Annotated in this window: 19 protein-coding genes and 1 pseudogene; 13 read left to right on the top strand and 7 right to left on the bottom strand. The window is 62.0% G+C overall.

What is annotated here, in order from left to right; genetic code table 11:
* Position 1: 1 nt before the first annotated feature.
* The gene (lolD, locus tag LMJ30_RS15895; protein WP_229433310.1) at positions 2 to 694 is read right to left on the bottom strand and encodes a lipoprotein-releasing ABC transporter ATP-binding protein LolD; all 693 of its coding nucleotides are present in this window, start codon (positions 692 to 694) and stop codon (positions 2 to 4) included.
* Complete coding sequence (locus tag LMJ30_RS15890) at positions 687 to 1952, bottom strand: lipoprotein-releasing ABC transporter permease subunit (protein WP_229433309.1); 1266 nt, start codon at positions 1950 to 1952, stop codon at positions 687 to 689. Before LMJ30_RS15890 ends, lolD begins: the two co-directional genes overlap by 8 nt.
* A gap of 163 nt (positions 1953 to 2115) precedes the next feature.
* On the opposite strand from LMJ30_RS15890, the gene LMJ30_RS15885 reads away from it, so the two are divergent.
* The 4 genes from LMJ30_RS15885 (at position 2116) to recJ (ending at position 6935) form a co-directional block, all read left to right on the top strand.
* Entirely contained in the window at positions 2116 to 3303 is a 1188-nt protein-coding gene (locus LMJ30_RS15885; protein WP_229433308.1) for a hypothetical protein, read from the top strand.
* A gap of 53 nt (positions 3304 to 3356) precedes the next feature.
* A complete protein-coding gene (locus tag LMJ30_RS15880; RefSeq protein ID WP_229433307.1) occupies positions 3357 to 4094 on the top strand; it encodes a ferritin-like domain-containing protein in 738 nt (245 codons plus the stop codon).
* Between the two features lie 121 nt (positions 4095 to 4215).
* Entirely contained in the window at positions 4216 to 5244 is a 1029-nt protein-coding gene (locus LMJ30_RS15875) for a hypothetical protein (protein WP_229433306.1), read from the top strand.
* On the top strand, positions 5241 to 6935 hold the full coding sequence (recJ, locus tag LMJ30_RS15870) for a single-stranded-DNA-specific exonuclease RecJ (protein WP_229433305.1): 1695 nt from the start codon (positions 5241 to 5243) through the stop codon (positions 6933 to 6935). Before LMJ30_RS15875 ends, recJ begins: the two co-directional genes overlap by 4 nt.
* Positions 6936 to 6956: 21 nt before the next feature.
* Here recJ and LMJ30_RS15865 read toward each other — a convergent pair whose 3' ends face one another.
* Positions 6957 to 7316 (bottom strand): hypothetical protein, encoded by a 360-nt coding sequence (locus LMJ30_RS15865; RefSeq protein ID WP_229433304.1) that lies wholly within the window; start codon positions 7314 to 7316, stop codon positions 6957 to 6959.
* A gap of 130 nt (positions 7317 to 7446) precedes the next feature.
* On the opposite strand from LMJ30_RS15865, the gene LMJ30_RS15860 reads away from it, so the two are divergent.
* The 5 genes from LMJ30_RS15860 to LMJ30_RS15840 are packed head-to-tail and all read left to right on the top strand — an operon-like array spanning position 7447 to position 9833.
* Entirely contained in the window at positions 7447 to 7887 is a 441-nt protein-coding gene (locus tag LMJ30_RS15860) for an MbcA/ParS/Xre antitoxin family protein (protein ID WP_229433303.1), read from the top strand.
* Between the two features lie 2 nt (positions 7888 to 7889).
* On the top strand, positions 7890 to 8573 hold the full coding sequence (locus LMJ30_RS15855) for an RES family NAD+ phosphorylase (RefSeq protein WP_229433302.1): 684 nt from the start codon (positions 7890 to 7892) through the stop codon (positions 8571 to 8573).
* Positions 8574 to 8591: 18 nt separating this feature from the next.
* Positions 8592 to 8912: a DUF2288 domain-containing protein gene (locus LMJ30_RS15850; RefSeq protein ID WP_229433301.1), complete on the top strand. Its 321-nt coding sequence runs from the start codon at positions 8592 to 8594 to the stop codon at positions 8910 to 8912.
* Complete coding sequence (locus LMJ30_RS15845) at positions 8909 to 9580, top strand: class I SAM-dependent methyltransferase (RefSeq protein WP_229433300.1); 672 nt, start codon at positions 8909 to 8911, stop codon at positions 9578 to 9580. Before LMJ30_RS15850 ends, LMJ30_RS15845 begins: the two co-directional genes overlap by 4 nt.
* 16 nt (positions 9581 to 9596) lie before the next feature.
* A complete protein-coding gene (locus LMJ30_RS15840) occupies positions 9597 to 9833 on the top strand; it encodes a dsRNA-binding motif domain-containing protein (RefSeq protein ID WP_229433299.1) in 237 nt (78 codons plus the stop codon).
* A gap of 369 nt (positions 9834 to 10202) precedes the next feature.
* Here the strand turns inward: LMJ30_RS15840 and LMJ30_RS15835 are convergent.
* Positions 10203 to 12203: pseudogene (locus LMJ30_RS15835) on the bottom strand (bifunctional 2',3'-cyclic-nucleotide 2'-phosphodiesterase/3'-nucleotidase); the annotation flags it as partial.
* A gap of 133 nt (positions 12204 to 12336) precedes the next feature.
* Here LMJ30_RS15835 and prfB point away from each other — a divergent pair.
* From prfB to lysS, 3 genes are all read left to right on the top strand, one after another.
* Positions 12337 to 13441 (top strand): peptide chain release factor 2 gene (gene prfB, locus LMJ30_RS15830; RefSeq protein ID WP_229433298.1). Its coding sequence is split into 2 segments (ribosomal slippage): positions 12337 to 12417 and positions 12419 to 13441, totalling 1104 coding nucleotides; the frame shifts between segments, so codons are not numbered across the junction.
* Positions 13442 to 13443: 2 nt separating this feature from the next.
* Positions 13444 to 14109 (top strand): HAD family hydrolase, encoded by a 666-nt coding sequence (locus LMJ30_RS15825; RefSeq protein ID WP_229433297.1) that lies wholly within the window; start codon positions 13444 to 13446, stop codon positions 14107 to 14109.
* 24 nt (positions 14110 to 14133) lie between these two features.
* On the top strand, positions 14134 to 15666 hold the full coding sequence (gene lysS / locus LMJ30_RS15820; protein WP_229433296.1) for a lysine--tRNA ligase: 1533 nt from the start codon (positions 14134 to 14136) through the stop codon (positions 15664 to 15666).
* Between the two features lie 51 nt (positions 15667 to 15717).
* Here lysS and LMJ30_RS15815 read toward each other — a convergent pair whose 3' ends face one another.
* Both LMJ30_RS15815 and ppnN read right to left on the bottom strand, forming a co-directional pair.
* Positions 15718 to 16014 carry a hypothetical protein gene (locus LMJ30_RS15815; RefSeq protein WP_229433295.1) on the bottom strand — a complete coding sequence of 99 codons (297 nt, stop codon included), beginning with the start codon at positions 16012 to 16014 and terminating at the stop codon, positions 15718 to 15720.
* A 78-nt stretch (positions 16015 to 16092) separates the two neighbouring features.
* The gene (gene ppnN, locus LMJ30_RS15810; protein WP_267869676.1) at positions 16093 to 17463 is read right to left on the bottom strand and encodes a nucleotide 5'-monophosphate nucleosidase PpnN; all 1371 of its coding nucleotides are present in this window, start codon (positions 17461 to 17463) and stop codon (positions 16093 to 16095) included.
* Positions 17464 to 17720: 257 nt separating this feature from the next.
* Here ppnN and LMJ30_RS15805 point away from each other — a divergent pair, with 257 nt between their 5' ends.
* Positions 17721 to 19238: a peptide MFS transporter gene (locus LMJ30_RS15805; RefSeq protein ID WP_229433294.1), complete on the top strand. Its 1518-nt coding sequence runs from the start codon at positions 17721 to 17723 to the stop codon at positions 19236 to 19238.
* A gap of 48 nt (positions 19239 to 19286) precedes the next feature.
* Here the strand turns inward: LMJ30_RS15805 and LMJ30_RS15800 are convergent, their stop codons facing one another.
* Complete coding sequence (locus LMJ30_RS15800; RefSeq protein WP_229433293.1) at positions 19287 to 20189, bottom strand: LysR substrate-binding domain-containing protein; 903 nt, start codon at positions 20187 to 20189, stop codon at positions 19287 to 19289.
* Positions 20190 to 20202: the final 13 nt, after the last annotated feature.

Here is a 20202-nt window from a genome sequence, read left to right as displayed (position 1 = left end):
CTCAGGCTTCCTGCAGCCCGTTCTCGGTCAGGCGCAGCACGCGGTCGCAGCGGCGCGCCAGTTCGATGTCGTGGGTGACGATGACGAACGCGGTGCCCAGGGACTTCGACAGCTCCAGCATCAGGTCGAACACGTGTTCCGCCGTGGCGTGGTCGAGGTTACCGGTAGGCTCGTCGGCCAGCACGCAGCCTGGCTGGGTGACCAGTGCGCGCGCCAGTGCCACGCGCTGGCGCTCGCCGCCCGACAGTTCGCCTGGCACGTGGATCACGCGCTTGGCCAGGTTGACCCGCGCGAGGATTTCTTCGGCCTTGGCCACCGCCACGGCGCGCTTCTCGCGGCGGATCATCAGCGGCATGGCGACGTTGTCGAGCGCCGAGAATTCAGGCAGCAGGTGATGGAACTGGTAGACGAAACCGAGCATGTTGTTGCGCAGTTCGCCGCGGCGCGTCTCCGACAGGTTGGCGAAGTCTTCGCCCATGAGGGTGACCGATCCGGTGGTCGGCGTATCGAGCCCTCCCAGCAGGTGCAGCAAGGTCGACTTGCCGGAACCGGACGCGCCCACGATGGCGACGCGCTCGCCGCGATAGATCGCAAAATCGATGTTATTCAGGACCGGGACGGAGTAGCTGCCCTGGGTGAAGGTCTTGCCCAGGCCCTTGCATGCAAGGACCGGCGTGTTGTTCGTATTATTCATAGCGCAGGGCCTCCGCTGGTTTTACGCGAGCCGCCGAGTAGCTTGGATACAGCGTGGCGACAAAGGCCAGCACCACCGACATGCCGCCGATTTTTGCGACATCGAGCCAGCGCAGGTCGGACGGCAAGGCGCTGATCAGGTAGATGTCCTTGGACAGGAACTGGACGCCCAGCAGCCGCTCGATGAACGGCACGATGACGTCGATGTTCAGCGCCACCAGCACGCCGAAACCGACACCAAGCGCGGTGCCCATGATGCCGACCAGCGCGCCCTGGATCATGAAGATCTTCATGATCGAACGCGGCGACGAACCGAGCGTGCGCAGGATGGCGATATCGGCCTGCTTGTCGGTCACTGTCATCACCAGGGTCGAGACGAGGTTGAAGGCGGCGACGGCGATGATCAGCGTCAGGATAATGAACATCATCTTCTTCTCGGTCTGCACCGCCGCGAACCAGTTGGCGTTTTGCTTGGACCAGTCACGGATCAAGAGGTCGCCCGACATCGACTTGGCCAGCTCATTGGCCACGAAAGGCGCGCGGTGCATGTCCTCGATGCGAAGGCGCACGCCGGACGGTGCTTCCAGGCGCTCCATCTTCTGTGCGTCGTCGATATTGATGAAGGCAAGGCCCGAATCGAACTCAAAGTGGCCTGCCTCGAAAATGCCGGACACGGTAAACGAGCGGGTACGCGGCAGCACGCCGGCCGGCGTGGTCTGGGCCTGCGCCAGCATCATGGTGACCTTGTCGCCCATGTCCACGTTGAGCGATCGCGCCAGCGCATAGCCCATCACGATATTGAATGATCCAGGCTGCAGCGAATCGAGGCTGCCGCGCTTGACGTTCTTGGCCACGTCCGACACCTTGTGCTCTTCCGACGGCAGGATGCCGCGGATGACCGAAGGACGCATCACGCCGTCCTGCAGTAGCATGCCCTGGGTTTCGACAAACGGGGCCGCGCCTTTGACCGCCGGGTTGGCGAAGGCTTCCTTCGAAGCCTGCTGCCAGTTCGGCATCGCGCCGCGGGCATCGAACACTTCAATATGGGCCAGCACCGACAGCATGCGGTCGGTGACCTCCTTCTGGAAGCCGTTCATCACGGACAGCACGACGATCAGGGCGGCGACGCCAAGCGCAATGCCGGCCACCGAAATGAGCGAGATAAACGATATAAAACTGTTGCGGCCGCTGCGGCGGCCAGCGCGCGTGTAGCGCAGCCCGACCAGCCATTCATACGGCAATTTGTGGATGATGCTCATGGAGTCCGAAGTTTATATAAGAGCACGAAGTGTGCCACACAAAGCTCATCCATGAATAGGACTTGCACAATTGAATCGCCCCCCGCATGCGAAAAATTGATTGAACTTGGCCCACCTCCGGCAAATCGAAAGAAGGCGGCTTCCGTCCGCAAAGGAGCAGACCATGGCTTTTAGTTTATTCGACTCCAAGGGAATCCATGTCGATAACCAGCACTTTAGCTGGCGCGACATGGTCCAGAAACCCATTAGCAAACTTGACGATGACGCCTTTACGCGCATCCGCGTCATCCTGATCAACGGGCTCGAGAACGAAGCCCTGCGTTTCGGCCACATGGCCGCCCGCAATAACCTGGCCCTACGCCAGCCGATGGCCAAGGTGCGCCGCATTGAGCAGCACCAGGCAACCCTGGTCAACTGGCTGATCGCGGCCGACCATTCGCCGCTCGAGACCACCATCGCGTACGAACAGACCGCCATCGAGGTCACCGCCGCCGTCGCCCAGCGCGAACCGGACAATTACCTGGCCCAGGTCTACCGCTTCGGCCTGCTGGAAGACTTTGACCACCTGTACCGCTACTCGGCCCTGCTCGACCGGCTGGAGGGCAAGGACCCCAATAACATCCTGCAAAGCTACACGGACATCATGCACGGGCGGGCCACGAGCGAACACCACCGTGCTCCGGAAGACGACCTGCGGCGTCCGTACGTATCCAAAACCGCCGACCTGCTTACCAAGCTGCACGCGCTGACCATCGTCGCCGGCGAATACCAGACCCACGACTACTATATGAATATCGGCCCGCTGTTCTCGGACCCGCTGGCGCGCCAGCTCTACGCCGAGATCGCCTCGGTGGAAGAACAGCACGTCACGCAGTACTCGTCCATCCTCGACCCCAGCGAAACCTGGCTGGAGCAATGGGTGCTGCACGAGGCCAATGAATGCTACCTGTACTACAGCTGCGTCGAGCAGGAGTCCAATCACCACGTGCGCAAGATCTGGGAGCGCTTCCTCGACTACGAGCTGGGGCATTTCCACATGGCGTGCGACGCGCTCAAGCAGTTCGAAAACCGCGATCCCGGCGAAATCATTACCGCTAACTTCGACAGCCCGCTCGAATTCCGCAGCCAGCGCGACTACGTCCGCAAAGTATTGGCCAGCGAGATCGACGTGCGGACCAGCGGCACCCAGTTTGTCGACAAGGCCAACGAGAGCGCGCTGTCGCAACGCTACCGCTCGCTGGTCAATGCCGAGGGCTCGCCAAGCGACACCGTCGCGTCCGGCTATGTCTGGGCGCCGGGCACGGAACTCAACCGGAAGAAATGGACGACGCCAGGCGTGCGCATACAGTGAGTTGACGCGCCGGCCAGGGAGGAATGATGAGCACACATACTGAACATATTGGAATGAACCGGACCGGGATCCAGATGTCGCCGATCGACAGCAAGGCCATGACCGACGTTGACCCGGACCTCATGCAAGGCAACGAAGGCGACGATTCGCCCATGGCGGACCTGCGCAGTCCCTATATCGCCGCTGCCGATTCGCTGGGCTCGGTACCGCTTCCCGGCACCGTGACCGGCATGGTGAGCATCGGCATGGACATGCTCAAGGGCCAAAGCCCGCAGATCTTGCTCGACAAACTGGGCGAGCGCCTGGCGTTCGAACGGACCGGCACCCGGCTTTATGACGCCCTGATCACCAAATGCGCGGTCATGCTGGACGATACCGAAATCAGCATGACGATCGACGACCTCGAGGATATCCGCGAAGACGAGGCGCGCCACTTCCTGATGGTGGCCGATGCCATTGACGCGCTGGGCGGCGATCCCACCTCGCAGACGCCAAGCGCCGACCTGTGCGGCGTCGAATCGATGGGACTGGTACAGGTGCTCAATGACCCGCGCACCAGCATTGCCCAGTCGCTGCACGCCATCGTCACGGCCGAACTGAGCGACAAGGCCGGATGGGAAACCCTGATAGCGCTGGCCGATGAACACGGACTGACCGACATGGTGACCAACTTTACCGTGGCATTAAATGACGAACGGGAGCACCTGGCGCTGGTACAGACCTGGTATGAAGAGGCCATTGGCCTGACCTACGGCGACGTGGAGGTGGGTGGCGACGACGAGGGCACCTGACGAGACGGGCAAGGGGTTCGTTAAACATGCTGCACCTGGGTGGCCGCCAGCGCGTGGCCACATCGTTGCGTCCAAACCTCGGTAATTTCTCCTCGACACACCATATGAAATACAATGCGGCATGACCCAGATTTCGCTTGTCCTGCCGTTTGCCCTGCCCCCTCCTGAACTGGCTCCTGACCTGGTGCGTGCACTGGAGGTCCCGACCCTTGCCAGCCTGATAACCCGCACCTCGTCCTTCGATGCGGTTCCTTTCGACGGCCCGCTGCGGATGCTGCCGCATGAGTTGTGGCTGGCGCGCGCAATCAGCCTGGACGCAAGCGACCGGCCGGCGCTGGCGGCGCAAGCGATGCTTGGTTACGGGCTCGACCCGGCCGACGGCAACTGGTTTATCGTCCACCCGTCCCACATCGAAATCGCGCGCAGCCACATGCTGATGGCCGACATGCGCACCCTCGACCTGGACGAGCGCCATTCGCGCATGCTGTTCGATGCCGCCAAGCCCTACTTCGACGAAGCCGGCAAGCCGCTGCTTTATGGCGACGCCTGCACCTGGTTCATGCGCGCCGATGGCTGGACCGGGCTCGATACGTCGACCCCGGATTCGGCCGCAGGCATGAACCTGTCGGACTGGCTGCCGCGCGGCGACAAGTCGACCGAATACCGCAAGCTGCAGAACGAAGTCCAGATGCTGTGGTTTCAGAACCCGGCCAACAGCGAGCGCGAAGCCCGCGGCCAGCGCGCCATCAACGCATTCTGGCCATGGGGCTGCGCGAGCGCGCTCGAGTCGGTTCCATCCACGGCCCCGACACTGGCCACGCGCGATGCGCCGGGCTGGTTGTCGTCCCTTGCCCAGGTGCGCGATCCCGCGCTCAAGGACGTGCTGGCGAGCGGCGATGGCGATGCTATTTTCGTCTGCGGCACCGTCACCCAGGCCGCCATCGGCGCCGACTGGGCGGCATGGCTGGCGCAGATGAAGCACCTCGAAAAGACCGTATTTGCACCAGCGCTTGCGGCGGTACGCGATGGCCGCATCAAGAAACTGCGCCTGGTCCTGAGCCACCGCGACCGCCACCTCGAATTGACCACGACCAAACTGGCCCAGAACATGTTCTGGCGCCGCCCCACGCTTGACCGACTGCTGCCATGACCCGTATCGCCATCCGCCCCTGCCCGTTCCGAACCTCCGAGATGCTGCGCCAGGGCGGCGTGCACCCGGTGCTCGCCCGCCTGTTCGCTTCGCGCGGACTCACCGACGCGCGCGAGCTGTCGAGCGAACTGGCGGCGCTGGTGCCACCTTCAGGCCTGCTGCACATCGACGCTGCGGCGGCCTTCCTCGCTGACGCCATCGCGGCGCAAAAGCGGATGGTCATCGTGGCCGACTACGACTGCGATGGCGCCACTGCCTGCGCCACTGCGCTACGCGGGCTGCGCGCGATGGGCGCGCACGTGGACTACATCGTGCCGAACCGCTTCGAGTACGGCTATGGACTCACGCCGGAAATCGTCGCGCTGACCGCGCGCGAAAAGACACCGGACATCATCATCACCGTCGATAACGGCATCGCCAGCATCGATGGCGTGCTGGCGGCGAAGCGCCTTGGCATCGACGTGGTCGTCACTGACCACCACCTGCCCGGCGACACCCTGCCGGAGGCGCGCGTCATCGTCAATCCGAACCAGCCGGAGTGCGGCTTCCCGAGCAAAAACCTCGCTGGCGTGGGCGTCGTGTTCTACGTGCTGCTGGCCTTGCGCGCGGAACTGCGCCGGCGCGGGGTGTTCGACGCACAGACCCAGCCCAAGCTCGACAACCTGCTCGACCTCGTCGCACTGGGCACCGTGGCCGACGTCGTCAAGCTCGACGCCAACAACCGCATCCTGGTCGCCCAGGGCATCAAGCGCATGCGCGCCGGCCGCATGCACCCCGGCGTGGCAGCGCTGTTCCGCGTCGCCGGGCGTGAAGCGCGCAGCGCATCGCCGTTCGACCTTGGCTTCGCAGTCGGCCCGCGCCTGAACGCCGCCGGCCGGCTCGACGACATGTCGCTTGGGATTGAATGCCTGATCACCGATGACGAAGGCCGCGCATGGGCGATCGCCCAGCAGCTCAACGACATCAACCTGAAACGGCGCGAGATCGAAGCCGACATGCAGGACACCGCCCTGCTCCACCTCGACGCCTTCGAGCCGGCCAGCAGCAGCACCATTTGCGTGTTCGACGAAAGCTGGCACCAGGGCGTCATCGGCATTGTCGCCTCGCGCCTGAAAGAGAAATTCTTCCGGCCGACGATCACCTTCGCGCCGGGCAGCGACGGCTGGCTGAAGGGCTCGGGACGGTCGATTCCCGGCTTCCATTTGCGCGATGCGCTCGACCTGGTGTCGAAACGCGCACCGTCGCTCATCGACAAATTCGGCGGCCATGCGATGGCGGCCGGCCTGACGATCCGCGCCGACGCACTGGCAGCCTTCTCGGAAGCCTTCGAAGCGGTCGGCCGGGCGCTCTTGACCCAACAGCAGCTGGAACGGGTGATCGAGACCGATGGGCCGCTTGAAGACGCGTATTACACGACCCAGTTCATCGAAGTGATGGACGGGCAGGTCTGGGGGCAGGGTTTTGCGCCACCGGTCTTCTGCGACGAATTCCGCGTGATCAGCCAGCGCATCCTTAAGGAGCGGCACCTCAAGCTGCTGTTGGAGCGCAATGGCCAGCGGTATGACGCAATCTGGTTCGGCCACACTGCCTCGGTCGGCGACCGCGCGCGCGTGGCGTTCAGGCTGGACGCCAACGAGTACAACGGCGTCACCAAGGTTCAGCTGATGGTCGAACACGCCGAACCGGCGTGACGCAGCTGCGGCGCGAAGCGGTCAGCCCAGGTTCTTCTGCGCAGCCAGCAGCAAACCTCCAACCACGCCTGCGGTAGCGATCCACACCGCCACCCGGGTCATGAGCGCCATATACTTCGCGCGCTCGGCCGGGTTATTGACCCAGTTCCGGCTAAACCTGGCGCCGTCGCGGCCAACCACAAAGTACACCGCCGGCAGGAAGATAAATACCGCCGCGACGCCGAGCCAGGCCGCATTCTCCGCAAGGCCGGACGAAAATGCCCCTTCCCCGGACCACGCCGCAAACAGCAGCACGCCCAATCCCGTCCAGATTCCTGCAAGGGCTGCGGTTCGGTTGCTCGGTTGATTGTTCATCTCTTCCCTTCTGTGAATGGCGGACACGCCTCGGCTCCGCCCATTCTGCCACGATATTGCCACAAAACAAATATCCTGCGATTGGGCTTTACGCCCGCGAACCTTACTTGCGCTGATTGCAAAATCGGAGTATAAATAGTCCATTACCGGAGGTGCCATGAACAACCTTGCTTATGCTTACCCAAAAAGCCGCTTCGAACCGGCCGTGCTGGTTGACCTGAACGCCCGGCCGGAGCGCGAACGCCTGTCCAAATCCGCCCTGAAGGGCTTCTTCAAGCTGGCGGCAGCGTGGAAGCTGCGCGATGAAGACGCGCGCGAGCTGCTGGGCGGGCTGTCCTCCTCCACATTCTACGAGTGGAAGAAAAATCCTGAGCGCGTGCTGGAGGTCGACCGCATCACCCGCATCTCCTACCTGCTTGGCATCTACAAGGCGCTGCATATCCTCTACGGCGACAAGCTGGCCGACGAGTGGGTGACGCTGCCGAACAAGAACCCGGTCTTCGGTGGCCGCACGCCGCTGTCGCAGATGCTGGCCGGCGGCCTGCTGGCGATGCAGATGGTGCGCAAGCTGCTTGACGCCCGCCGCGGAGGCCTTTGACCTTGTCGCGCGAACCAAAGCTGGCGCAGCTGCGCCAGTTCGATACCTGCCGCCTGATCCCCTCGCGCTTCGCCGATGTCGAGGATTCCGTGCTGGGCCCCCTCGCCGATAGCAACGACGAGCTGCGCGACCTGTTCGACCTCGACAACGCCACCAATGAGCGGCTGCGTGGCGAGTACGGCGGCCTGCCCGGCATTGGGGTCGACGAGCTGGTGTTCGGCGTGCCCAACTTCAGGATCATCAACGCCGCCTACACCTATCCGCGCCCGGAAGGCAGCCGCTTCAACGATGGCGAACGCGGCGCGTGGTACTGCGCCTTCGACGCCGCGACCGCGCTGGCCGAGATCACCTTCCACAAGACCGTGGAATACCAGGAGATCGACCGTTTCGACGACAGCGTCACCTACCAGGTCATGCTGGCCGATTTCACCAGCACCTTCCATGACCTGCGGGGCGAGAAAGGGTTTGAGAAGGTGCTCGACCCGTCGAGCTACATCGACTCGCAGAAGCTCGCAGCACGGCTGCTCGACGCCGGCTCCATGGGCGTCATCTACCCCAGCGTGCGCCTGGCGGGCGGCGTCAACCTGGCGTGCTTCCGCCCCGCACTGGTAGGCAATGTGCGCAAGGGGCAGGCGTATCGGTTAACATGGGCGGGTTCGCCGGTTCCGGTGATCGAATCCATCTGACTTAATACCGACTCAAGCATGAAGACCAAGCCCGAAAACGATACCGACCTGCGTATCAAGATCAACCGTGAGACCGCGCGCCTGCCGTGGTCCGAGCTGCAGAAGCATTTCGCGCAAGGGAACGTGGTGTACGTCAGCCCCGAACTCGACCTGGTCGATGTCGCCGTTCGCATCTCGCATGACGACAAGGACAGCATCAGCCGCTGGATGGCCGAAGGCAAAGTCGCCAAGGTCTCGGACGTGCAGGCGGCCACCTGGGCCGCGGCCAATTCAGAAGTGTGGGCGTCAGTCGTCAGTCCCTTCGTGCTGGTGCAGCCTGAGAAAACGAAACTCCATTGAAACCGCTCAGCGATGAGAAGATCATCGATTCATGGTCGAAGAATACCGGCCCATGGACCAATGCGGTGCGCGGCGGCGAAATCGAAAGCCGCAAACTCGTCACTGACCAGGCGATCGTCGATGCGGTGCGCAGCCGCTCGCCACGCACCGGCATCGACATTGGCTGCGGCGAGGGCTGGCTTGTGCGCGCCCTTGACGGCATTCGGATGATCGGCGTCGACGTCGTGCCGGGCCTGGTGGAAATGGCAAACAGCGCGGGCGGGGGCGACTTCCGCGTCATGTCATACGAGCAGATCGGCGCGGGCGCTCTCGACGCAACCGCCGATGTCGCGATCTGTAATTTCTCGCTGATTGGAAAAGAGTCGGTCGAAGGCCTGCTGCGCGCCGCGCCATCGCTGCTGGGCGCCGGCGGCGCATTCATTGTGCAGACCCTGCACCCGCACCTCGCTTGCGGCGATGCGCCTTACCAGGACGGCTGGCGCGAGGGATCGTGGTCGGGCTTCAGTGCCGATTTTACCGATGCGCCACCCTGGTATTTCCGCACGCTCGAAACCTGGGTCCGGCTCTTTGGCGAGAGCGGCCTGCGCCTCGTCGAGATGCGCGAACCCGTTCATCCGGCGACCGGCAAACCGGTTTCCGTCATCTTTATCGGCGAACGCGCCGCTTAAATTACTGTTAGCGACAATGAAAACTATCTTTACTGCGCCCGTCTTCGATGCAACCGTCATCGTGAACGGGAACGAATTGTTCAAGGGCCAGGGCTCGGCAAGCATGTGGGCCGAAAAGCTCGCCGCTGAAATCGGCAGTCCCGTGACAGTCGAAAAAATCGGTACCGGATGGGCGCTGCGCGGCCAGGTCGATGGCGCCGACTGCACCTGGGGCATCCACGGCCAGCGCCTGATGCAGATCGACCGTACCTGACCGCTGCCCGTCGTTTTACGGCGCCGGCGCGCGGTGCTTCATGGCGTGCGCCATTTCCTTGATCAAGACAGCCGCGCGCGGCTCATCGCGTGCAAATCCCATTGCGCCGTCGCGCAGGGCCATCGCCAGCTGCTGCATCGCTTCCGGATGCTCGAGTTCTGCCGCGGCTTCCAGCCACCGGCGCGCGCCATCCTCATCCCTTGCCAGGCCATCGCCCGAAAAGAGCATGTTCGAGACCATGAACATTGCAGCGGGAACGCCAGCCTTGGCCGAGGCGAGCATCGCATTGGCAGCTTGGTCCCGGGCGCGCGGCGTATCGACTCCCTCCAGCCGCACCGAGCCGCGCTCGCCGGGCGCAGTACCGCCGCCGCGTGCCAGGTCCACCGAATAAAGCGCAAAGCCCTTGCCCAGGCCATCATCGGCGCGCAGCTGCGATACATTGTGCAGGCCTGCTTCATGCGCCAGCGCGGTCATCCCTGGCGCTGAATGGAACACGACGGGTCCTGCGGTCTTCACTTTGGCAAACGTCCAGCTGCGGCCGCCGCCGTGCATGGCGCGCTCCAGGTTCTTCGTCGACTTGATGTAGGCGATCAGCACTTCGCGGTTATTGTCCGGCGATGCGATCACCGTTTTGCTGCCGTCGAGGCCAGGGAAGCCGCCACCACCGCTGGCGCGGTAGTTGTTGGTCGCGACCAGGAATTCGTCAGCCGCGCTTACCGCCTTGCCCCGGTAACTGAGGCCGCGGATCCGGTCGCCCACCGGGCGCGTCACGTCGATTTCATAGCGCACGTCCGGCGAAGTCAGCGTGTCGAAGTTATAGGAAGCGAAGGCCGGGTTGACCAGCTCCTGCGCGTCCTTGCGCGTCGGGTCAATGGTGTTGAAGCGTCCGGCGGCGTGCTCCAGCCAGGCCTTCAGTTCCCTGCCGTTGACCTTCACCGCATACAGCGCGTTCGGGTACAGGTACAGGTCTGCCGCGTTGTTCAGCGCGAGGCTGCCCGCCGCCACGTCGGTGAAGTCCGTCACGCCCGCGTTACCGCTCTTGAAAGGTGCGGACATCGACAGCACCGGCAGGCTGCCGTACCGCGGCATTGATGCCTTGACGTACTTCGCGACGTACTCTGCCTGCGCCAGGTTCACCACGGCCATTGCGGAGACGTCGCCGACATCCGCAAAATAAGTCGACATCCGGAAGGCAGTCGTGCCCACCGGCGTCTTGACGTAACGGATCGTCGCTTCATGCTCCTTTGCCACCAGCGCCGCCACGGCAGGATCGGCGGCGACATAGCTTTTGTCCGCGCGCTGGGCACTGCGCGCCTCCACCGTCGTCCTGGTTTTATCGACCACCCAGCGCTGTCCGTCATGCGCCAGCTGCAGGCCGATCACGCCCAGATGCTTGCCCCACAGGTTCGCCATCACCGTGGGCACGCCGTGCACCAGGCCTTTGGCCTTGTCGACGCCCGGCAGGTTGAACTGCGCGACCGTGCTCCTGGCGTTCGGGAAAACCTGGTGCGAATGCCCGATCAGCATGGCGTCGATGCCCGGCACCTGCGCGAGGTAGTAGTTGGCGTTCTCCATCGTTGGCGAGTACGGCGCCGCATCCAGGCCGCCGTGCGAAATCGCGACAACCAGGTCGGCCCCCTTGGCGCGCATCTCCGGGATGTACTTTTGCGCCGATTCGCGAACGCCTTCCGTGTAGACCTTCCCATCGAGCCAGCGCTTGTCCCACGACATGATGGTTGGCGGCGCAAAGCTGATAATGCCTACCTTGAGCGTGGCCAGAAACGGTTTCCCGGCCGCGTCCTCGGCGCTAATACGCTTCTCGATGATGTGATACGGGGCGAACAGCGGCTGGCGTGTCTTCAGGCTGTAGACGTTCGCCAGCACCTGCGGGAACGCCGGTCCGGCGCAGCGCGGCTTCGACGGGTCGACGCCATCGACCTGGAAGCGGTTGCCGGTAACCTGCGACAGGTGCGCCAGGCCGTAGTTGAATTCATGGTTGCCGATGCCGCCGCCGTCGAACTCCAGGTGGTTCATCGCCTTGTAGATCGACAGGACCTGGTCGCAGGCGAGCGGCGCCACCAGCGCCTCGTAGTCCGAGAGCGCGGTGCCCTGGATGGTGTCGCCGTTATCGAGCAGCAGCGTGTTGGCGTACTGTTTGCGCGCCTCGGCGATCAGCGCGGCGGTGCGGTCGAAGCCGAAAGAGGCATCGGGCGCGAGCTTGTAATAATCGTAACCGACCACGTTCGAGTGCAGGTCCGTCGTCTCCAGCAGCGCGACCGTGGCGCGGCTTCCGGCAGGGGCGCTGCCCGGCACGGTGGCGCAAGCGGCCAGCAGGGCTGGAACGAGCAAAGTGTAAATTTGATAACGCATGGTAGGCCCGGGTGTGGAGTATGGGCCCGATGATACGGGACTGCCGCCAGCGCGGGCAAGCTGCCGCCTTGCAGCGCCCGTCATCGGGTATAATCTAGGGTTCGATTCAACCAATTATTTAGACCGGAACGCCATGGAAGCCGAACGCATCAACGCCCTCTCCGCCCTGCTGAACGATCTCACCGATCGTGAAGCCGAACTTCGGAGGTATCTTTGACTTCGATAAAAAGTCAGAGAAGCTCGAACAAGTAAACGAAGAACTCGAAGATCCGACCGTCTGGAACGATCCGAAACGCGCGCAGGATCTCGGCAAAGAGAAGAAGGCGCTGGAGGCGGTCGTCGACACGCTGACCAAGGCCAAAGCCAACCTGGCCGACGCCAACGACCTGTTTGCGATGGCGCGTGAAGAAGGCGACGACGACACGCTCGAAGCGATCATCGGCGACGCGGAAGAAATCCGCAAGGTCATCGAATCGATGGAGTTCCGCCGGATGTTCAACAATCCGATGGACCCGAATAACTGCTTCATCGACATCCAGGCTGGCGCGGGCGGCACCGAAGCGCAAGACTGGGCGTCCATGCTGCTGCGACAGTACCTGCGCTACTGCGAACGCAAGGGCTTCAAGGTCGAGATCATGGAACAGTCCGACGGCGAGGTCGCGGGCATCAAGACCGCCACGCTGAAGGTCGAGGGCGACTACGCCTACGGCCACCTGCGCACTGAAACCGGCGTTCACCGCCTGGTGCGCAAGTCGCCGTTCGACTCGGCCAACGGCCGCCACACCTCGTTCACCAGCCTGTTCGTGTACCCGGAAGTCGACGATTCGATCGAGATCGACGTCAACCCGGCCGACATCCGCATCGACACCTACCGTGCGTCGGGCGCGGGTGGACAGCACATTAACAAGACCGACTCCGCGGTGCGCATGACGCACATGCCGTCGGGGATCGTGGTCCAGTGCCAGAACGACCGCAGCCAGCACCGCAACCGCGCCGAAGCGATGGACATGCTGAAGGCGAAGCTGTACGAACTCGAACTGCGCAAGCGCATGAGCGAGCAGCAGAAGCTGGAAGACTCCAAGACCGACGTCGGCTGGGGCCACCAGATCCGTTCGTACGTGCTGGACCAGTCGCGCATCAAGGATTTGCGCACCAACTTCGAGACCGGTAACACCAAGGGCGTGCTGGACGGCGACCTGGACGATTTCATCTCCGCGTCCCTGAAGCAGGGCGTATGACGATGAGCGATACGAAACGCGCATTCGTCTTCGACATGGACGGCACCATCGTCGACAACATGTCCTTCCATACCGATTCGTGGATCGCGTTCTTCAAGCGCCGCGGCAAGGACATCGACGCCGATGAATTCTTCCGCACGACGGCTGGACGCCAGGGCAAGGAGATCATCCGTGCGCACATGGGCGAGCACCTGCTCGACCATGAAGTGCTGGAGCTGAACCTCGAGAAGGAATCGGTTTACCGCGAACTGTATGAGCCGCACCGCAAAACCGTTACCGGCTTCGACGACCTGATCGAGCAGGCCAAGCTGCGCGGCGTCGCGCTGGCGGTGGCCACGGCTGCGTCTAACGCGAACATCGAGTTCACCCTTGACGGCCTCGACCTGCGCCGCCACTTCGACACCGTCGTCGGCGCGGCCGACGTCGCGCGCGGCAAGCCGTATCCGGACGTATTCCTGCTCGCGGCGGAACGCTGTGGCGTCAAACCGGAAAACTGCATCGTGTTCGAAGACGCGCCGCTTGGCGTCGAAGCGGCCCGCCGTGCAGGCATGCGCTGCGTCGTGCTGACGACCACCCTGCCCGCAGAAGCCTTTGCCGAATTCGACAACGTCATCCACATCGCCAGCGACTTTTCCGAGCTGACGATCGACGAGCTGTTCCCCGCATAATTACACAAACTAGCGATACTTATCATGACTACGGATATCCAAGAACAAGCCGCCGCACCGGCCGACGACAACAAGATCATCGCCGAGCGCCGCGTCAAGCTGGCAGCCCTGCGCGAAAAAGGCGTGGCATTCCCGAACGATTTCCGTCCACAGCACAAGGCGGCCGACCTGCACGAACAGTACGGCGCCAAATCGCGTGAAGAACTGGAAGCTGAAGCGATTCCCGTGGTCCTGGCCGGGCGCATGATGCTCAAGCGCGAAGCCGGCAAGAAGGCCGCTTTCGCCACCCTGCAGGATTCGTCAGGCGCGCGCGCCGACGGCCGCATCCAGATCTACGCCACCCTCGACCTGACTGGCGAGGCGGCGATGGAAGCGCTCCACCACTACGACCTGGGCGACATCCTTGGCGTTGAAGGCACGCTGTTCAAGACCAAGACCGACGAACTGACCATCAAAGTCACCAGCCTGCGCCTGATCACCAAGTCGCTGCGCCCGCTGCCGGACAAATTCCACGGCTTGGCCGACCAGGAGACCAAGTACCGCCAGCGTTACGTCGACCTGATCATGAGCGAAGAGACGCGCCGCACCTTCAAGGCGCGTACCGCCGCAATGTCGTCGATCCGCCGCTTCATGGAAAAGCACGAGTTCATGGAAGTCGAAACGCCGATGCTGCACACCATTCCTGGTGGCGCCGCAGCGAAGCCGTTCATCACCCACCACAATGCGCTCGACATGGAGATGTTCCTGCGTATCGCGCCGGAGCTGTACCTGAAGCGCCTGGTGGTCGGCGGCTTTGACCGCGTGTTTGAAGTGAACCGCAACTTCCGCAATGAAGGCGTCTCGCCGCGCCACAATCCAGAATTCACGATGATGGAGTTCTACGCGGCCTACGTTGACTACCAGTGGCTGATGGACTTCACGGAAGCGGTCATCCGCCAGGCCGCGATCGATGCGCACGGCACCGCGATGCTGACCTACGGCGGCCGCGAGCTGGACCTGTCGAAGCCATTCAACCGCCTGACCATCGTCGGCGCGATTAACAAGTACGCACCGCACTACACCAACGAGCAGCTGAACGATCCGGCATTCATCCGCACCGAGCTGAAGAAGTTTGGCGTGAACCCGATGGCAGGCTGGGGACTGGGCGCGCTGCAACTGGCGCTTTTCGAAGAAACGGCCGAATCCCAGCTCTGGGAACCGACCTACATCATCGACTACCCGGTTGAAGTGTCGCCGCTGGCGCGTGCTTCCGACACGCGCGAAGGCATCACCGAGCGCTTCGAACTGTTCATCGTCGGCCGTGAAATCGCCAACGGCTTCTCGGAGCTGAACGACGCCGAAGACCAGGCCGCGCGCTTCCACGCACAGGTCGCGGCGAAGGACGCCGGCGACGAAGAAGCGATGTTCTATGACGCGGACTACATCCGCGCGCTGGAATACGGCATGCCGCCAGCCGGCGGCTGCGGCATCGGCATTGACCGCCTGATGATGCTGATTACGGATTCGCCAAACATCCGTGACGTGATCCTCTTCCCGCACCTGCGCCGCGAAGAGTAAGCAAAATGAGAATGGGGCCCGGAGGGGCCCCATTTTTATGCCTGAAGTGCTTCAATTGACGTTCTTCGCTATAAAGAAAACGACGGCCACAAGAAGTGTCCCGAAGCCATACATTTTCCAGGTAAGCGTGTTGATCGCCTTTAGCAGATCTTCCTTGGTAGCATAGGTCGCACGTATCACAGCCACGTCAAGTTTCACTGCCGCCAAGTCGGCTTTTACCGTTGTGAATTCGTCTTTGACAAAAACCAGATCGTCTTTGGCCGCATGATTTGAACGAATGACGGCCAACTCCGCCTTGACCGACGACACCTCGGCGTCCAGCACTGCGATTTTGCTTTCGATGTCCATACTCGCATCATCGAAGCGCGCGCCGCAGCTGTCAACCAGCGCACGATTAGTTCATCGGCGTGGTTGACGTTGCTCAAGTTACTGAACGATCCGATAGCAAGGAATATAGGCCTTGCCCGGCAATTTCATCCGGCTCTGCTCGACAAACGACGTCAGCAGCGCATCCATCGGCCCCATGATTGCCGGGTCGCCGTGGATTTCAAAATGCCCGTATTTTTCAATTGCGCGGATACCCTCGTCCTTGACGTTACCCGCCACTACGCCTGAAAACGCGCGCCGCAAATTGGCCGCCAGCTGGTGCTTTTCCTGGTTTTTATGCAGGCTCAGGTTGCGCATGTTCTCGTGGGTCGGCTTGAACGGACGCTGGAATTCGTGATCGATGCGCAGCAGCCAGTTGAAGTAATAGGCATCGCTGCGCGACTTGCGGTACTCGCGCACTTCCTTGATACCGGTCTGCATTTCGCGCGCCACCAGTTCGGGATCGTCGACGATGATCTTGTAGCGCTTCTGCGCGTCTTCGCCGAGGGTGTGGCCGATAAAATCGTTAATCTGGATGAAGTAGTCGCGCGAGGTTTCAGGGCCGGTGAAGATCAGCGGGAATGGCATCTCGGCGTTATCCGGGTGAAGCAGGATCCCGAGGATATACAGGATTTCTTCAGCAGTACCGGCGCCGCCCGGGAACACGATAATCCCGTGACCGGTCCGCACAAACGCTTCAAGGCGCTTTTCAATATCCGGCATGATCACCAGGTCATTGACGATCGGGTTTGGCGACTCGGCCGCGATAATGCCCGGCTCGGAAATGCCCAGGTAACGGCCGCTGCTGCGGCGCTGCTTGGCGTGGCCGATGGTGGCGCCCTTCATCGGGCCTTTCATTGCGCCCGGGCCGCAGCCGGTGCAGATATCGAGGTCACGCAGGCCAAGCTGGTAGCCGACCTCTTTCGAATAGTTGTATTCGATCCGGTTGATCGAGTGGCCGCCCCAGCAGACCACCAGGTTCGGATTGCGCTGCGGTTGCAGCACATTCGCATTGCGCATGATGTGGAAGACCGCATCGGTAATGCCTTCGGTGCGGGTGAGATCAAAATGCGGGTTATCGGTGATTTCGCTGCTGATGAAAATAATATCGCGCAGTACCGCGAACAGGTGCTCGTGAATCCCCTTGATCATTTTGCCATCGACAAACGCGATGGCCGGGGCTCCCTTGATTTCGAGCTTGATGCCGCGCTCGCGCTGCACGATGCTGATGTCAAATGATTTGTAACGCTCCAGCAGTTCCTTGCCATCGTCAATCGAGCTGCCGCAATTGAGCACGGCGAGCGCGCAATTACGGAAAACCTGGTAAAGGCCGCCCTGGCTGGTATCGAGAAGCTTGACGACTTCGGACTTCGACAGCACTTCAAGCCGGCCTTCCGGCGAAATGAGGGTATCGATAACGTCGTGCTCCATAGTACAGATTCCTTTTTCAATTTCTGTGAAACGATCAATGCCTGCATTGCCAATATACGACAACTGGCGCAAATACGTGCATGGCTTTCGCAAGGCGTGTGGCAGGTAAGTACACGCCGAATACCACATCTGGCAAAAATTCGCAGAATGTGAAGGATTTACATTAAAATGCAGCCCAGTTGGAAATATCGCCCCCTCTGTGGCGCGGTTTTTCCACCGATGATCGTATCAACCATAACCAGTCAGGAGACCCCCGCATGAGCGGAGCCGCTACCACACCAAATCAGGAAGTCGCCATTCCCGAGTTCAAGCAGATGATGGGACACCCAAGTCCGCTCTGGATGTTATTCATGACCGAATTCTGGGAGCGCTTTGCTTTCTACGGCATCCGTTGGGCACTTGTGCTTTACATCGTCGCGCAGTTCTATGAAGGTTCGGGCGCCGGCGAGGCAGCCGCCAACCTGACCTATGGTTCCTATCTCGCGCTGGTGTATGCCGGCGCAGTATTCGGCGGCTATGTCGCCGACCGCGTCATCGGCTATCAGCGCTCGATCCTGATCGGCGCGCTGTTCATGGCGGCAGGCCTGTTCGCCATTACCGTCCCCGACCCGCAGATCTTCAACCTCGGCCTGGCCACCATCATCGTCGGTAACGGCTTGTTCAAACCGAACATCTCGACCATGGTCGGCAAGCTGTACGCGCTGAACGACACCCGCCGCGATTCCGGCTTCACGATCTTCTACATGGGTATTAATGCAGGCGCGTTTGTCGCACCGATCCTGACCCAGGTGCTGGCGCAAAAAGTGTTCGGCACCGGCGATATGCCAGCGTACAAAGTCGTCTTCTTCGCATCCGGTATCGGCATGTTGATCAGCCTCGTATGGTTCTACATCGGCCGCGCTTCGCTCAAGGGCATCGGCGCACCGGTCGAAGGCGGCGAAGGCCGCGGCCGCGCGATCCTGGTCGCAGTTGGCGCGCTGGTGGTTATCCCGCTCGTGTACTTCCTGCTCACGCTGGGCGCTGCGAAGCTGCAGATCATCCTGACCATCCTGTTCGTGGTCCTGGCCATCATGCTGATGATCGAAGGTATCCGCGAAGGTAAAGTCGCACGCGACAAGACCATCGCGATGATGATCATCTTCGCTTTCAACGTGCTGTTCTGGATGTTCTTCGAACAGGCTGGCAGCTCGTTCACCTTCCTCGCGGAGAATATCGTTGACCGCGCCGGCGCGCTGGGCATGGACGTATTCCCGACCGCCTGGTTCCAGAGCGTGAACTCGGTCGCCATTATCGTCTGCGCACCGATCATCGCCTGGGTATGGGTGGCGATGGGCCGCAAGAACGTCAATCCTTCGATCCCACGTAAATTCGGCCTCGGCATCCTGTTCAACGGCCTGGCTTTCGGCCTGCTGATGTACGCCCTGTCGTTCCTGGTCGATCCAACCTACGGCAAGATCCCGTTCTGGACCCTGTTCGCCGTGTACTGGATCCAGTCGATCGGTGAGCTGTGCCTGTCGCCAATCGGCCTGTCGATGGTCACCAAGCTGGCGCCAACCCGCCTGGTTGGCCTGGGCATGGGCGGCTGGTTCCTGTCTACTGGTATCGGCAACAACCTGTCGGGCATCTTCGCGAGCCACGTCAGCGGCACCGAAGGCATGTCGATTGCGTCGGCGCTGTCCGGCTACACCTTCGGCTTCTGGTCGCTGATGGTCGGCGGCTTGATCCTGTTCCTGCTCGCACCGCAGATCCAGAAGCTGATGCACGGCGTGAAGTAAGCGTCAGACAGCTTCATGGAAACGGCGGCCTGCGGGCCGCCGTTTTTTTTATGCGTTCTGCTCCAGCTGGCGCCGCATATCGTCCATCTCCGCGACCAGCCAGGCGCGAAAGCGCTGCACCTTCGGCATATTCTCCTTGTGCGGATTGACCAGGAAGCGGTAGCCACTCGCAAACGGCGCGCTGCGGCAGTTGATCTGCCTGAGCGAGCCTTTCAGGATATCCTGGCATGCGATCCCGTACGCGACCAGCGCGATCCCCTGCCCCGCCACCGCTGCCTGCGCCAGCACGCCCCAATGGCTGTACCCGCGCGAGAAATCATACTTGCCCTTCAAAGCCCGGTTCTCATTGAGCAGCTGCAGCCATGACTCGGGCGACTTCTCGTACAACAGTGGGAAATTCGGCAGGTCCGCCAGGGTCAGCTCCGACTGGCCGGGCGCCAGCAGGTCGGGACTGTAGACCGCGATCAGGCGCTCGCGGAACAGCAAGGCCGGGTCGCCGTCGGTGACCGGCCCATACCGTACCGCGACGTCGGTCGAATCATCTTCCAGGTCGACCTGTGCATCGTTCGAATCGAGGCGGATGTCGAGCTCCGGATACAGCTTGGTAAAGCGGTGCATGCGCGGCACCAGCCATTTGATGGCGAACGAATGGGTCGTCGAGATGCGCAGTACCGACTCTTCGCTGCCAGCCTGCAGGGCCCCGATCTTCGCGCGCAGTTCGCCCAGCATGCGGCCGACGGCAATCGCCAGCTCCTGCCCTTTTTCAGTGAGCGTCACGTGGCGCGGATGGCGGATGAACAGCGCGAACCCCAGGTTTTGCTCCAGGTGCCGGACCTGCTGGCTGATCGCCGCCGGTGTCTTGTGCAGCTCCTGCGCCGCCAGCTTGAAGCTTCCCCAGCGCGCCGCGCAGTCGAAGTCAATCAAGCCAGAAAGACTACGCACTGGTTTCATACCCGCACCATGG

Origin of the sequence: Massilia agrisoli, assembly GCF_020831365.1 — a bacterium.
Lineage (GTDB): Bacteria > Pseudomonadota > Gammaproteobacteria > Burkholderiales > Burkholderiaceae_D > Telluria_A > Telluria_A agrisoli.
The sequence above is the reverse complement of the archived record's forward strand: the minus strand, read 5'-3'. Positions and strand labels throughout refer to the sequence as shown.

What these genes read in the sequence shown, in the direction of transcription:
- LMJ30_RS15805 (WP_229433294.1), top strand. Translation starts at nt 17,721, where the DNA reads ATGAGCGGAGCCGCTACCACACCAAATCAGGAAGTCGCCATTCCCGAG.
- LMJ30_RS15880 (WP_229433307.1), top strand. Translation starts at nt 3,357, where the DNA reads ATGAACCGGACCGGGATCCAGATGTCGCCGATCGACAGCAAGGCCATG.
- LMJ30_RS15850 (WP_229433301.1), top strand. Translation starts at nt 8,592, where the DNA reads ATGAAGACCAAGCCCGAAAACGATACCGACCTGCGTATCAAGATCAAC.
- lolD (WP_229433310.1), bottom strand. Translation starts at nt 694, where the DNA reads ATGAATAATACGAACAACACGCCGGTCCTTGCATGCAAGGGCCTGGGC.
- LMJ30_RS15860 (WP_229433303.1), top strand. Translation starts at nt 7,447, where the DNA reads ATGAACAACCTTGCTTATGCTTACCCAAAAAGCCGCTTCGAACCGGCC.
- LMJ30_RS15815 (WP_229433295.1), bottom strand. Translation starts at nt 16,014, where the DNA reads ATGGACATCGAAAGCAAAATCGCAGTGCTGGACGCCGAGGTGTCGTCG.
- LMJ30_RS15840 (WP_229433299.1), top strand. Translation starts at nt 9,597, where the DNA reads ATGAAAACTATCTTTACTGCGCCCGTCTTCGATGCAACCGTCATCGTG.
- lysS (WP_229433296.1), top strand. Translation starts at nt 14,134, where the DNA reads ATGACTACGGATATCCAAGAACAAGCCGCCGCACCGGCCGACGACAAC.
- LMJ30_RS15885 (WP_229433308.1), top strand. Translation starts at nt 2,116, where the DNA reads ATGGCTTTTAGTTTATTCGACTCCAAGGGAATCCATGTCGATAACCAG.
- recJ (WP_229433305.1), top strand. Translation starts at nt 5,241, where the DNA reads ATGACCCGTATCGCCATCCGCCCCTGCCCGTTCCGAACCTCCGAGATG.
- ppnN (WP_267869676.1), bottom strand. Translation starts at nt 17,463, where the DNA reads ATGGAGCACGACGTTATCGATACCCTCATTTCGCCGGAAGGCCGGCTT.
- LMJ30_RS15825 (WP_229433297.1), top strand. Translation starts at nt 13,444, where the DNA reads ATGAGCGATACGAAACGCGCATTCGTCTTCGACATGGACGGCACCATC.
- LMJ30_RS15800 (WP_229433293.1), bottom strand. Translation starts at nt 20,189, where the DNA reads ATGAAACCAGTGCGTAGTCTTTCTGGCTTGATTGACTTCGACTGCGCG.
- LMJ30_RS15890 (WP_229433309.1), bottom strand. Translation starts at nt 1,952, where the DNA reads ATGAGCATCATCCACAAATTGCCGTATGAATGGCTGGTCGGGCTGCGC.
- LMJ30_RS15875 (WP_229433306.1), top strand. Translation starts at nt 4,216, where the DNA reads ATGACCCAGATTTCGCTTGTCCTGCCGTTTGCCCTGCCCCCTCCTGAA.